The 13,450-nt window shown below is 44.2% G+C and carries 17 protein-coding genes; all 17 read left to right on the forward strand.

Translation table 11 applies throughout. From position 1 onward, the window contains the following. Positions 1-31 precede the first annotated feature (31 nt). The 17 genes from AC3Y23_RS09885 (at position 32) to AC3Y23_RS09965 (ending at position 13,375) form a co-directional block, all read left to right on the forward strand. Positions 32-595 carry a sigma-70 family RNA polymerase sigma factor gene (locus AC3Y23_RS09885; RefSeq protein WP_379198173.1) on the forward strand — a complete coding sequence of 188 codons (564 nt, stop codon included), beginning with the start codon at positions 32-34 and terminating at the stop codon, positions 593-595. Next, entirely contained in the window at positions 585-1,088 is a 504-nt protein-coding gene (locus tag AC3Y23_RS09890) for a DUF3600 domain-containing protein (protein ID WP_379198175.1), read from the forward strand. Before AC3Y23_RS09885 ends, AC3Y23_RS09890 begins: the two co-directional genes overlap by 11 nt. 289 nt (positions 1,089-1,377) lie before the next feature. Then, entirely contained in the window at positions 1,378-1,938 is a 561-nt protein-coding gene (locus AC3Y23_RS09895; RefSeq protein ID WP_379198177.1) for a TetR/AcrR family transcriptional regulator, read from the forward strand. Between the two features lie 207 nt (positions 1,939-2,145). After that, positions 2,146-2,952: an aldo/keto reductase gene (locus AC3Y23_RS09900; protein ID WP_379198179.1), complete on the forward strand. Its 807-nt coding sequence runs from the start codon at positions 2,146-2,148 to the stop codon at positions 2,950-2,952. A 53-nt stretch (positions 2,953-3,005) separates the two neighbouring features. After that, positions 3,006-3,548 (forward strand): NADPH-dependent FMN reductase, encoded by a 543-nt coding sequence (locus tag AC3Y23_RS09905; protein ID WP_379198181.1) that lies wholly within the window; start codon positions 3,006-3,008, stop codon positions 3,546-3,548. A 130-nt stretch (positions 3,549-3,678) separates the two neighbouring features. Then, on the forward strand, positions 3,679-4,560 hold the full coding sequence (locus tag AC3Y23_RS09910) for a helix-turn-helix domain-containing protein (protein ID WP_379198594.1): 882 nt from the start codon (positions 3,679-3,681) through the stop codon (positions 4,558-4,560). Positions 4,561-4,707: 147 nt separating this feature from the next. Next, the gene (locus AC3Y23_RS09915) at positions 4,708-5,124 is read left to right on the forward strand and encodes a nuclear transport factor 2 family protein (protein WP_379198183.1); all 417 of its coding nucleotides are present in this window, start codon (positions 4,708-4,710) and stop codon (positions 5,122-5,124) included. A 43-nt stretch (positions 5,125-5,167) separates the two neighbouring features. After that, positions 5,168-5,461: a DsbA family oxidoreductase gene (locus AC3Y23_RS09920; RefSeq protein WP_379198185.1), complete on the forward strand. Its 294-nt coding sequence runs from the start codon at positions 5,168-5,170 to the stop codon at positions 5,459-5,461. 373 nt (positions 5,462-5,834) lie between these two features. Continuing rightward, a complete protein-coding gene (locus tag AC3Y23_RS09925) occupies positions 5,835-6,503 on the forward strand; it encodes an NAD(P)H-binding protein (protein WP_379198187.1) in 669 nt (222 codons plus the stop codon). 229 nt (positions 6,504-6,732) lie between these two features. Continuing rightward, positions 6,733-7,110 carry a response regulator gene (locus tag AC3Y23_RS09930; protein WP_379198189.1) on the forward strand — a complete coding sequence of 126 codons (378 nt, stop codon included), beginning with the start codon at positions 6,733-6,735 and terminating at the stop codon, positions 7,108-7,110. Between the two features lie 65 nt (positions 7,111-7,175). Beyond that, positions 7,176-7,934 carry a class I SAM-dependent DNA methyltransferase gene (locus AC3Y23_RS09935; RefSeq protein ID WP_379198191.1) on the forward strand — a complete coding sequence of 253 codons (759 nt, stop codon included), beginning with the start codon at positions 7,176-7,178 and terminating at the stop codon, positions 7,932-7,934. 289 nt (positions 7,935-8,223) lie between these two features. Next, entirely contained in the window at positions 8,224-9,711 is a 1,488-nt protein-coding gene (locus AC3Y23_RS09940) for an AMP-binding protein (protein ID WP_379198193.1), read from the forward strand. Then, positions 9,708-10,859 carry a thiolase family protein gene (locus AC3Y23_RS09945; RefSeq protein WP_379198195.1) on the forward strand — a complete coding sequence of 384 codons (1,152 nt, stop codon included), beginning with the start codon at positions 9,708-9,710 and terminating at the stop codon, positions 10,857-10,859. The genes AC3Y23_RS09940 and AC3Y23_RS09945 overlap by 4 nt, the downstream gene beginning before the upstream one ends. Further along, the gene (locus AC3Y23_RS09950; RefSeq protein WP_379198197.1) at positions 10,856-11,233 is read left to right on the forward strand and encodes an FAS1-like dehydratase domain-containing protein; all 378 of its coding nucleotides are present in this window, start codon (positions 10,856-10,858) and stop codon (positions 11,231-11,233) included. The genes AC3Y23_RS09945 and AC3Y23_RS09950 overlap by 4 nt, the downstream gene beginning before the upstream one ends. Beyond that, positions 11,233-11,604 (forward strand): MaoC family dehydratase, encoded by a 372-nt coding sequence (locus AC3Y23_RS09955; protein ID WP_379198199.1) that lies wholly within the window; start codon positions 11,233-11,235, stop codon positions 11,602-11,604. The genes AC3Y23_RS09950 and AC3Y23_RS09955 overlap by 1 nt, the downstream gene beginning before the upstream one ends. Beyond that, the gene (locus tag AC3Y23_RS09960; RefSeq protein ID WP_379198201.1) at positions 11,601-12,419 is read left to right on the forward strand and encodes an SDR family NAD(P)-dependent oxidoreductase; all 819 of its coding nucleotides are present in this window, start codon (positions 11,601-11,603) and stop codon (positions 12,417-12,419) included. Before AC3Y23_RS09955 ends, AC3Y23_RS09960 begins: the two co-directional genes overlap by 4 nt. After that, positions 12,416-13,375, forward strand: a complete 960-nt coding sequence (locus AC3Y23_RS09965) for an NAD(P)H-dependent flavin oxidoreductase (RefSeq protein WP_379198203.1) — start codon at positions 12,416-12,418, stop codon at positions 13,373-13,375. The genes AC3Y23_RS09960 and AC3Y23_RS09965 overlap by 4 nt, the downstream gene beginning before the upstream one ends. Positions 13,376-13,450 lie beyond the last annotated feature (75 nt).

Below are 13,450 nucleotides of genomic sequence, written 5' to 3' on the forward strand. Positions count from 1 at the left end.
AAGAGTTGTAACATGTTCAGGAGGGGCCCCCATGAATGATAAAGAGTTACTCTCGTGGCTTGAAAAAGCGACATTAGGCGACGAGTCATCTTTTCATCTTGTCTATCAAGCGACTCACCAAGACGTCTATCGGACGGTTGCTTTTCTCGTCTACAACAAACAGGACATTGAGGATATCGTAAATGAAGTTTACATGCGCTTGTGGCGGTCGTTTGACAAATACGACCCGAGCCGGCCGTTTCGATTTTGGTTGCACGGAATCACAGTCCGTCTTGTCCAGGATTGGAAAAGAAAGGCCTGGCGGCGAATTCGTCTATTTGAACGAAACCGCCAGATGACTTGTGAACAGCTTGACTGGACAGACAAAGCTGTCTTGCAGTCCGAAATGCAGCAAGATCTGTTCAGTCTTGTCCACCAGTTATCGTACAAACTACGCGTGGTCGTCATCCTGCGCTATTTTCACGACTATACCATGGAAGAAATCGCTGACATGCTGCAGATCCCCGTGGGCACAGTGAAATCCAGGCATCATCTGGCACTGAAAGAACTCCGGAAACGATTCGAAATGGCGGGAGGAGACGCATATGTCCATTGACAAGGAATTGCGTGAGGAGCTTCGCCAGGCTGCAGATTCGATGCACTGCCCACCGGGATTGTATGGACGTGTCAAGCAGTCCTATCAAGACTATGTGAGCGAAAAGAGAGGTAGATCTCCCATGAAAAAACGCATACTGACAAGTATTGTCGCAGTAGCAATCCTGATTCCGTCTGCCGCACTAGCTGCTTCTTATCTGGCCGATGATATTTTCGGTTCTTCTGCGGCCATTGAACAGCGCGGTGGTACACAAGAAGACTATCAAGAGATTGAAGAATTCATTCAGGCCGCAAAAGGTAAGCTCACCAAAGACGAATTCAAGGAGTATGTGGAGCTGACCAAGCAATTGATGCAATTAAAGCTGAAGATCACCGATGAAAAGGGGATCCCGCATGAGGAGAAGCTGACCAAAGAAGAACAGCAGCAGTGGCAGCAGCTCGCCTCCAAACTGGGTCCGTACTTCGAGAAGATTAACGAAACCGCCAATCCGTAAGAAAATGCAGGGACCCGTCCGAGGTGGATGAGGTCCTTTTTCTTGTCCAGGAAGTTTAGTGTTATCACAGCGCCAACCGTGGCACGAGAATACTAGGTGTTTCGATACCAGAATGTGTTAAAATATGTTATTGACTTCATTAAGGTGGCGATTAGAATCAATCCATTATTAATAAGTGACCTGCTGGATATCAATGAACCTGCCGATCATCAGTTGATGTAATATAAGTGCTTTGATACACTATGAGGACAGCAATTTTAGAGAGTGGTAGGTGTTTGAATTGACAACAATGCGTAAAAATGCGCGGCAGCGCATCTTAGAAGTGGCTTGCGATATGTTTTATCACAAAGGTATACGTTCGGTAGGTGTTGATACAATTGTTGAGAAATCCGGAGTTGGCAAGGCGACCCTTTATCGCCATTTTCCAACCAAAGATGATTTAATAGCCGCATACCTCTTGGAATTGGAAAGACATGACTGGAAACAATTTGACGAAGTAATTGCAAAGCATGAGGGATCCCCAAAAGAGCAATTGTTAGCTTTTATCGATGTAATTGTGAATACAATGATGAGTCCCGATTATCGTGGCTGTGCTTTTTCAAACGCGCTTGCGGAATTTCCCGAAGAGAGTCATTTTGTCAAGCAATTGACTGTTGAATACAACTCTGCAATGCGTTTACGCTTGAACCAATTGACTCGGCAGGCCGGTGCGAAAAATGAAATTTTGACGGATCAACTGATGCTTGTAATCACTGGAGCACTGTCGTTAGCTCATGCACTGGGCTCTGCCGGTCCGGCATCCCAACTCAAAGCACTTGCAACACATTTGATTGATTTGCATATAGCTTAAATCCTTAATTAAGAGATCATAATATATACACTCCTAAGAATACCATTGAATCTAATGTTCATTCTAAGGGGTGTATTTTTAAATTTTCATGACTCTTGACACAGAACAAGACTGTATTGTATTCTAAATTCGGAACAGAACAGTTCTGTTCCGTTTAAAATGGTGTTTAGCACCATTATATATAAAACGAATAAAGGAGAACATACGATGTCAGAAACTATTTCTGCAGCACATGCGGGCACTATTTCAATAGGTGATTTCACTGTCAATCGAATTGGCTTGGGCACCAACCGCATCACCAACACACCGGATGCACATAATTTACTTAAACGTGCGCTAGAACTAGGCATCAATTTTATTGACACAGCACATCTCTATGGTGATGGAGAAAGCGAGGAAGGTATTGCCAGCGCACTTGTACCTTACGGTAACGGCCTATTGGTGGCTACAAAAGGTGGTGCGAAAGGGAATGACCCCCAACAATTACGGCGCGAGTTGGAAGATAGTTTGAAGAGACTCAAAGTAGACCGCATTGACCTTTATCAACTCCACCGTGTAGATGCTAATATTCCACTGGAAGAAACGATACAGTTGCTTAAAAGCTTCCAAGATGAAGGGCTTATTAAGCACATTGGCTTGTCTGAGGTAACGGTTGAGCAGCTTCAACTGGCACTGCAAATTGCACCGATAGTTAGCGTTCAGAACGAATTCAATGTGTTCAATCGCAAATATGAGGATCTTGTAAACTTTTGTACCGAACACCAGATTGTCTTCATTCCTTGGTTCCCTTTGGGTGGCTTGTTTGGTGATACTGCCAAGGTAGAAGAAAGGGTAGCAGATATCGCCCGCAAATTGAATGCTACAACGCAGCAGGTGGCATTAAAATGGCTGCTCCAGCGCTCACCTATAATTTTACCGATTCCTGGGACACTTTCTCCTGTTCACTTGGAAGACAATCTGCGTGCAGCCACTCTCGAACTAAGTGAGGAAGATTACGCAGCTCTAACAAACTAATTAGAGAAACAATGCACTAGGCAATAACAAATTCGTAACCAACGGAGGTAATTATGAAAGTTGCTGCTATTGTAGGAAGTATCCGAAAAGATTCTTATAACCTTAAGCTTGCTCAATTTATCAAGAAGCGTTACGGCGATAAGTTTGATCTTGAAATCCTAAGCCTTAACTTACCGTTTTATGACCAAGATATTGAGAATGATCCACCTGAAGCCGTTCGGGAATTTAAAAATCAAGTGGCCGATGCAGATGCAGTGTTGTGGGTGACGCCAGAATACAATGGTACGATTCCGGGTGTGCTAGGGAATGCCATCGATTGGTTGTCCCGTGTGGACAGAGTGATGAATGGTAAACCATCATGGATCGTCGGAGCCTCTATGGGTAATTTAGGAACCGTTAAAGCCCAATTGCATTTGCGCGAAATTTTATTCTCCTTTGGTATTTCATCTCCGCTTCTTCCTGGAAATGAAGTCTATATAGGGGCCGTTCATGAAAAATTTGATGAAGCGGGTAATCTAACGCACGAGCCGACAATTCAGTTTTTGGATTCCGTGGTAGATAACTTCTTGACTTGGTTTAATCAAAATAATCGATAATTCAAATATGATATTAAAAGGAGTTGTTCAACGGTCCATTAAGGGACTTAAGGACAACTCCTTTTATTAATAATAACAACTGGGGCAATAATACTCGAATCAAAGCTATTCAGGAGCTGTGGGAGTGGATATGAAAATGAAGCCTGAAAAATTTTCTACAATTGACGTAAAACCGATTATTTCAAGCGATAGTCAGGGATGGAATAAAATTAAGCTATCCAAGTGGGATGATATTTCTCCCCATCAAGCATACGATACCTCACTGGATTCCAAACATCTTATAACAATACATGGTTCTTCGGAGCCGGTTAAAATAAATCATTTTGAAAATTCAGGAGTGAATGAAGGTCTTACGAAACCAGGCGACATTCAAATAATGCCATCTGGTCAAAACACATATTGCCAATGGGAGCAAGCGATATCTTTTTTGAAAATGGAAATCACACCTTCTTATATGGATGAAGTTGCGTATGAATCAGGATTAGGATGGACAGGCCATATTGAATTAGATCATAAATTTCTTGTGCAAGACCCTAAATTGCTGCAGCTTAGCCAGTGGATGTTTGAAGAGCTCAGTAATAACGGGGCAAGCGGAAAATTATATATAGATTCTTTAGCGAACATGACGATTATTCATTTGCTTCAGCATTACACGACAAGCTCCCAAAAATGTTTGAAACCCAAACATGTGACCAACCAGCAAATCTCCTTGGTTATTGAATACATGCATGCTCACCTTGAAAAGGACATTTCTCTTGATGAAATATCTGCCGTAGCAAATGTTAGCACATCCCATCTTGTTCGGCTCTTTAAGCAGCACACCGGGTTTACGCCGCACCAGTACTTAATTCAGCTACGGATCGAACGATCTAAGTTTTTGATTCGGTGCGGAAAAATGAGTTTTAAAGAGATAGCGGCTCAAGTCGGGTTTTCAGATCAAGGCCATTTCACCAAACTTTTTAAGCGGACGGTTGGTTTAACACCTATGCAATTTGCCAATATATCACGGTAACAAAAAGCCAGTTGTGACAGTTGTTTTGTTGAGCATTTTATACAAATACTAACGCCTTTTGCTCAATCCTTCATAGCCGTATAAGACTATACTTTAGTTAGAGTTCTTAATTGAACTCAGCACACTAAGTGAAAAGGGGAAAACAATATGAACGCAACAGAGATCGTCGTAAAACTTTTTGAAGCAGAAAACAATCAGGATGTACAAGCCATGGCTGCACTTATGGCTGACGATATCGCATATGAAACGCCTTTTGCCCTGCCAGGAGTACCAAATCGTGTGGAGGGAAAAGAAGCCTTAGTACAGATGCTGGATCAGTTTATCGGTAAAGAACAAGGAATGTATTCTTCGTGGAATATTTTCAATGTTAAGGTGTATCCTGCTGGCGAACCGGATTTGTTTTTTGCTGAAATGGATGGAAACGGAGTTGTGGCTCAGAGTGGCCATTCATACGAACAATCCTATATTAGCTTGTTGCGCATAACAGACGGTCGTGTCAGCCTCTGGCGTGAGTACTTTAATCCTATCCACCTGAAGAATGCACTCGCTTCTCTTCAAGCTTAATATGAAAGTGCCGGGATTATGGTATCGTAATTGAACAGCCGATTTGATTGCTAAAGCTTACTTCGAAGACGGGCTTGATATTGGTAATATCAATGTATTATTGCAAATTGCCGGTGACGCCGGATTGGACCAAGTTGACATAAAGAGAAGGTTACTGAACAAAGAAGGGGTTTCAGAAATAAATGAAGATGTAAGGTTTGCACAAAAAGCAGGCATACGGTCGATTCCATATTTTATTATCAATGATCGATATGCGATCCAGAGTCCTCAGTCTGCCGACACCTTCCTGCAAGCTTTTCAACAAATTCAAACTCAGGAAGTGAAAAAGCAGGATTAAAATATAAGCTTTGATAACGGGCTATGATTCTACCATATTTTCATATCGTGTTACCATTATATAAGGACATCCACAAAAGAGAGTGTGGGTGTCCCTTTTTTGTGGAAAATAGAGCGTGGCGGTTAATTAAAAATCTAATTTTTTATGACGGTAGTATTCTGTATGATTTTTAAAAGGATTTAAAAGATGATCAATTGACATTAAGTGAACGATCATTTATTATTCATTTATGAGAAAAAGGAACATCTTCTCTTTAAAACTTACTTAAAACTACAAGGTACGCCGAGTAATGTTGCGTTCATATTAACGTTTAAAAATATAATGATGATGGAAAAATAATATAATATTGTTTTTTAAAAGAAAGGGTGTCCGTATGAAAGTAATCTTATATGGTGCAACAGGTATGATAGGACAGATAGCATTAAGAGAATGTCTATTAGATCCAGAGGTTGAGCAGGTCGTGGCAATTGTTCGTAAGCCAACGGAAAAACAGCACCCTAAATATCAAGAAATTGTGTTACCAGACATCTCAGACCTCTCTTCCGTAAAGGAAAAAGTGACGGGGTTTGATGCATGTTTATATCTGATTGGTGTTTCCTCGACGGGTATGTCGGAGGCTGAATATACACGTATCACCTATGAAATGACGATAAAGGCTGCTAAGCAATTAGTGCAACTAAATCCGAATATGAAAATCATCTATGTTTCTGGAATGGGAACAGATAGCACAGAGCAAGGAAAAGAGATGTGGGCACGAGTAGAAGGGAAAACGGAAAACACATTACTGAGTATGCCATTTGAAGCTGCCTACATGTTACGTCCAGCTGCAATTTTGCCTATGAATGGTGAACGTTCAAAAACAACTCAGTATCGTATACTATACAATTTAATGAAACCATTAAATCCGTTGTTAAAACGCATGAAGTCGGTAGTAACTTCTGAACAATTAGGTCAGGTCATTTTACATTTAGCTAAAAAAGGAACAACAAAAGAAGTTCTGGAAAGAGAACAACTAAAAGAACTAGCAGTATCGATTCAATAAGACTTGTGAAGATGTCAGAAGACAAAAACATAGTCCCATAAGAACCCGCGCCTAGCGCGGGTTTTTAATTTTGAGGAATCAGTTTGGTCAAAGTGTCAACAAATTAACGTACGATATTGATATAATCATAACCAATTTTGAAAGAAAGAACGCAATATTTATACTATTCTCAAAGTAAGGAAAGAAGGATGTGAGTGTAGGGAAGTGACGGACAGGAGGGGTTGCGAAAATGAACATTCTAATTATTGATAATGATCCCATAATTAGAAAAGGTATGATCCGTACCCTATTTAATCTTTATTTAGAGCATAACCTGTATGAAGCGGCTTCCGCGAATGAAGCTTTGATGATTATGGAGAAGGACAACATACATATCGTACTTACAGATATCACTATGCCAGGAATGGACGGGCTGACATTCATTGAAGCTTACCGCAACAGGTTTCCAGATACTCAATGGGTAGTAGTATCGGCGCTAAGCGGATATATCCACGTTAGAAGAGCGATGAAGCTCGGTGTCAAGGATTACTTATTAAAACCTTGTGATGAAGCATTGCTGTCTGAAGTATTAGATAAGCTACTTTATGTAAGGTTCGATAAAAATTGATTATAACTATTTAGCACCAAACGAAATATCAATAAAATGATAAAATTATAACGTTATAACAAGAAATGAAAGTGGGAATCGCGTTGATTGAACATAGCAATCTCGAAGAATATCAAGATCCGGTAAATTACGATCTTGAATTTGACGGTGAAATAGACAAATATCAGTTCTATCTTGAGCTTGCTAGATCGAGTCCTGGAGAAGTATTAGAACTTGCTTGTGGTACTGGTTTAACAACGATACCCCTGTCGAAAGCCGGCATAACGATGACCGGTGTAGATATCTCTTCAACGATGCTCGCATATGCGCGTTTGAAGTCAGAAGGGTTGACTGTTACTTTTATGGAAGGCGATGCCCGTACGTTCAAATCAGACAAGCGATTTTCGATGATTTATTTGACTGGTAATGCATTCCAGGCATTTTTAAGTGATCAAGATCAGATCGATTTGCTCACGACCGTTCACAAGCATTTACAACCCCATAGTATTTTTGCATTCGAGACCCGCAATCCGGAGGGAACGGATTTATCCGATCAAGGGGAGACAGAATGGGGAGCATTTATTGATAAGGATGGGAATTACGTCAAGGTATCAGGCACACAATGTTACGATGCTACCCAGCATATCATGCATTGGGTCACGATGCGTGATTGGGGGTATAAGCGAACAACTTCCAGAATTGCTTGTCGTTTCACGGATCAGGATACGCTGCATTCTTTATTAACTCGTCACGGCTTTCGTGTCGAACATCAATATGCTGACTGGAATAAAACGCCGTTCTCTCCGTCATCTTCATCTATTATTAGCGTTTGTAGGAAATGTTAGGAGAGACGTAAAGCATTGCAATAGAAAATTGAAAGTCGCTATTATAGCGGCTTTTTTTATTTCAAAAAAGCACGTTCATGTATATAAAGAGGTGGATTCTATTGTAAACCTTTCATTTGTTACGGGTTGACAATTATGAATCAAGAAGAATATAATGCATCTGCATCCATAATATCAGAACTCATGGCGAAAAGTAGCCAAGTGTAATTCCGCCAATTCCATTAGGCTTTATTGAAGGTACGGTGCGAGAGCTCGTAAGGTAAATTTCTTTAAGTAGGTGAAAATTGTAATGAATCTACTAACTTTTCTACTAAGTCATTCTTCACGAATACCCGATCGGGTTGCCATCAGCCACGACCGGGGCAGTCTTACCTATTCGGCATTGGCAGAGCGGGTCCAGAGAATTGCTAATGGTCTGAAGCGACACGGTCATAGCAACCGGAAAGTAGCGATCTTGACTGGCAATCGAGTGGAGTTTGTGGAGATTTTTCTAGGGGCTGTCTACGCCGGGTATGTACCTTTACCTTTGGATCCCAAGTGGAGTTCTAATGAAACAAACGCCGTGTTACGGCAATGTGAACCGGATATTATTTTTACAGAAGATTCTTATGCTCAACATATTCATTTGTCTAGCGGGCAAGCTGGTCAAGTTGAAATCATTACTTTATCTCAAGATAACTCGGGGACTTATGATCAATGGGTAGCCTCTTTCCCGCCGGGAGCAGAACTGAACGCCAGTAATGAATTGCTGTTCATCGGCTTTACTTCAGGAACTACAGGTGTTCCGAAGGGATATATGCGAACTCCGCTCTCTTGGCTAACAAGCTTTGAAGCCGCGAAGGAAGCATTCCAACTCGATATGCAGCATTGTATGGCCCCTGGACCCCTTGTGAACTCGTTGTCGTTGTTTGCCTTGATGCAAAGCCTTTACTTCGGTGCGACCTTTCATCTCGTCGAGCAGTTTCAAGCGAATAAGGTGCTGGAGCTATGTATGGCTGTTCCTGATATGATCTTGTTTGTCGTCCCAACGATGATTGAATCTCTTCTGCAACAGGCTGATTCCCGAAGAACGTCTATCCAAGCCCTCATCAGCGGAGGCGGAAAGTGGTCAGAGCAGTCGAAGCAACAGTGTCAGGAAGTGTTTGGACCGTCCAAGCTGTATGAATACTATGGCTCTTCTGAGGCGAGTTATATCAGCTACATGGACATTAATGAGGCGAAGAGACCTGACTCTGTGGGGCGGACTTTTCCTGGTGTTGAAATATCGATTCGCGATGATCATTTTCAGGAGGTTCCTACCGGAGAGGTGGGCCAGCTTTACGTTCGAAGCAGTATGATGTTCTTGGGGTATTATCAGTTAAGCGAAGAGACTTCAGCGGTATTTCGAGAGGGATGGCTTATGACTGGGGATTACATGTCAGTCGATCTTGACGGGTATTTATATTTGGCAGGTCGTTCTCAAAATAAGATGGTCAGCGGCGGCCTGAATGTTTTTCCTGAAGAAGTGGAGACGGTATTGCAGCAGCTTCCCGCTGTTCAGGAGGTTATGGTATTGGGAATGCCGGACGAGCACTGGGGGGATAAGGTAACCGCAGTTGTTCAATGGCGTGAAGATCAACGCTTAAGCCTGAATGAAGTGAAGGAACACTGTCGGGGCTATTTGGCCAACTACAAGGCTCCCAAGCAGCTCATTACCGTGGATCAATTCATCTATACAAGCAGCGGTAAAATAGCGCGTCAGCAGATGAAAGAATATGTGAAAGAGGTGATGAAATGACAGAGGTTGTAATGGTCATGGCTAAACGTACGCCTATAGGGAAAATTGGCGGTCAATTCAGTACGCTGGAGCCTGAGCTTTTGATAGCACCGTTAATTCGCCATATCATTGCAGAGACACAAGTGCCCCCGGAGTGGATTGATGACGTGATCCTCGGTAATGTTGTAGGACCTGGGGGGAATATTGCACGGGTTACTGCTCTGGAAGCAGGGCTTCCCGTTACAGTGCCGGGTCTGACGATTGACCGCCAATGCGGTTCGGGACTGGAAGCTATTCATCTCGCTGCCCGTTTTATTCAGAGTGGGGCCGGAGAAGTTTACCTGGCGGGCGGGGTTGAGAGTACAAGCCGGGCACCGTGGAAAATGTTCAAGCCTGAAGTGCTTACAGGTACACCTCGGCTGTATACACGAGCTCCTTTTACACCAAGTAGTTATGGTGATCCTGATATGGGCGTGGCAGCAGAGAATGTTGCCCGTAAATACGGAATTTCCAGAGAAGATCAAGACCTGTACGCCTTGAAAAGTCATCAGAAGGCCGTTCACGCACAACAAACAGGCAGATTTCTGCAGGAAATTGTGCCTCTTCAAGTGAACGGCCACTGGGTTACAGAAGATGAATGTCCAAGGCCGGATACCAGCATGGAGAAACTGCAAAAGTTAACGCCTGTCTTTATGGAAGAGGGCACCGTAACCGCCGGCAATGCATGTCCCATGAATGATGGAGCTGCTCTTGTACTGCTCATGTCACGAGAAAAGTGCGAACAGCTCAACCTGCGACCTGTATTACGCTTCGTAGATGCACAGACCGCTGGTGTCGATCCCCATTATTTAGGGATTGGACCTGTCCCAGCTGTACATAACTTGCTAAGCCGCCAGCAGCTCAGAATCACCGATTTGGACCTTGTAGAATTCAATGAAGCTTTTGCTTCCCAAGTTCTAGCGTCGCTGGGAGAGCTGCAAATTCCGCAGGACAAGGTTAATCCTGGAGGTGGGGCGCTAGCGTTAGGACATCCTTATGGAGCATCGGGCGCTATTCTGATGACTCGCCTTTTCGCTGAGATGCTGCAAAATCCCTTTAAGCGGGGGATCGCTACATTAGGGATTGGCGGAGGAATGGGGCTTGCCGTATTAGTGGAGGCGGCCAAATGAACAGCATTCGATTCCAGGTTCATCTTACTGAGGATGCTATTGTTCAATATGCAAACTGCATTGAAGCACCCTTGCAACGGATGGGCGGCGTTTTGATCGCACCCTCTACCATGCCGATCACATTCTGGAAAATATCTGACGCCCCATGGCTGGATATGCCTGGACCGCTGATTCACGGGAAACAACAATTTCATTATGAGGCGCCGCTGACAGCAGGCATGGAATTGGATTGCGATCTATCTTTAACCAAGGTGGAGAAAAAGCACGGTCGTCAGGGCATTATGGTTTTTTACACACATGCTCTGACCTGTACATGCGCTGGTAAACATATCGTTACCGTGGAAACTGTGTTGATCTCAGTAGGTGACCAATGATGAGAAAACAAATGTTGAGAAAACGAATTACGGCAACAGCCATTCGGAAGTATGCAGATCTCACCGGAGATCGGGCACCGATTCACCTTCAGGACGAAGCAGCAAAACAAGCCGGGCATCAAGCTCCGATTGCCCATGGGATGTATCTGATGGGACTGGCACAGTCTATCTATTTGGCAGAACATCCCACCCATTGGATTCAGTCCTATTGCATGAAGTTTCACAAGCCGCTCATTCAGAATACAATGGCATACTTTGGATATGAAGCTTGTAACGATGAAATTCAGGTCACGATTACGGTAGAAGAAGAAAAGGGGGAAGTCATCGCTACAGGTGTTTTCTCCGTGAAGGAGGGGATCTGCTCACCATGAGAACAGTATTGGTTACCGGAGCAAGCAGGGGGATTGGTCGCAGCATCGCAATGGAGCTCGGGCGCGGCGGCTATCAGGTTGCGGTTAATGGTTTACATGAAGAGCGGATAAGCTCTGTCGTGGAGGCCATTCGTCAAGCGGGAGGTGTAGCCGAGGGTTACTGTGCGAATGTTGCGGACCCTACAGCGGTGACGGTGATGATGGAGGCTGTTGCGGCACGTTTTGGTGCCATAGATGTCTTGATTCATAATGCGGGTCACTTGCAAGATCGCAAATGCGAGCAGATGACAGATCAAGAATGGACATCCGTTCTGGATGTTCATTTGAGTGGGGCCTTCTACAGTATTCAGCGAGCCCTCCCTTTCATGAAGCCACATGGGGGTGACATTCTGCTGATGACTTCAACAGCGGGATTAATGGGCTCTGTGGGTCAAGTCAATTATAGCGCATCGAAAGCTGGTATGCTCGGGATGGTGTGGACACTCGCAGAGGAGCTACGACGAGAGCAGATACGGATCAATGCGGTTGCTCCTGCGGCCTTGACTGATATGACACGCCCGGTTATTGAATATTTAAAAGAAAAACACGCTAAACGCAACGAGCCGTTACCGGCATTCTGGCAGGTTGGCGAAGCGGAGGATATCGCTCGGTTTGTGAGCGTGCTTTTGCAGCAGCAGGATCCGAATCTGACCGGAGAGGTCTTTGGAGTTAACGGTTCTCAAGTAACCCGCTGGCAGAAGCCGCAGCCTGTCATGACCGTCAATGGAGCAGAGGCTTTCTTTGCAGCATGGAATCATCAGGAGGAATCACAATGAATTGGAGTACACGGTTGACTGATTTGCTTCAAATCAAGTTTCCGATTATTCAAGGCGGGCTTGCTTATTTAGCTTATTCTGATCTTGCGGCTGCTGTCTCCAATAGCGGAGGATTTGGCCAAGTTACCGCCATGAGTCTTCCAGATGCTGATGCCTTGCGAAAGGAAATCAGACGCACTCGCACTCTGACTGACAAGCCTTTTGGCGTCAATTTTGCCATCGGTATGCATCCCGGCGACATTGAGGAGCGGCTTCGAATTGCTATGGAGGAAAACGTTTCGGCGGTTACCCTTACAGGTGGTAATCCTGCACCATTTCTCCCTCTACTGCAGTCAGCAAATCTAACAACGCTCGTATTAGTCTCGTCACGCACACAGGCTCAAAAAGCCGAACAGCTTGGCGCATCCGCAGTAATCGTTGTCGGGCATGAGGGGGGAGGGCATTTAGGGCGTGATGAAGTCGGGACGATGGTTCTTGTTCCCCAGGTAGTGGATGCTGTACGAATCCCCGTTGTCGCTGCAGGCGGTATTGGCGATGGTCGAGGCTGGATGGCTGCCCTGGCCCTAGGAGCGGAAGGAATTGTAATGGGAACTCGGTTTATTGCCACTCGGGAATGTGTGCAAGCTTCCTCTTCCTATCAAAATGCTTTAGTCAAGGCGTCTTCAGCAGATACCGTTGTTATCAAACGTTCCATCGGTTTTCCTGCTAGGGTGCTGAGAACCCCTTTAACCGACAAGATTTTGGAGATTGAAAGTGAAACGAATGACTATGAGGCACTCAAGCCTTATATCAGCGGAGAAACGAATAAGCGCTGGATTTATGAAGGCATTCAAGAAGAGGGTTTCGGCTGGGCTGGTCAATCCGTTGGCTTGATTCATGATGTACCGGAAGTTTCTGAGCTGATCCAGAGGATGGTTAAAGAGGCGGAAGATGTTCGTCGCAGATGGACCTATTAATGAACCCGTAACATCATACAGAAGGGCTGCCGTATGCCACAATCAATCGGCGGCCTTTATGATTGGCAATGGCAA

Source organism: Paenibacillus sp. MAHUQ-45, assembly GCF_058133325.1.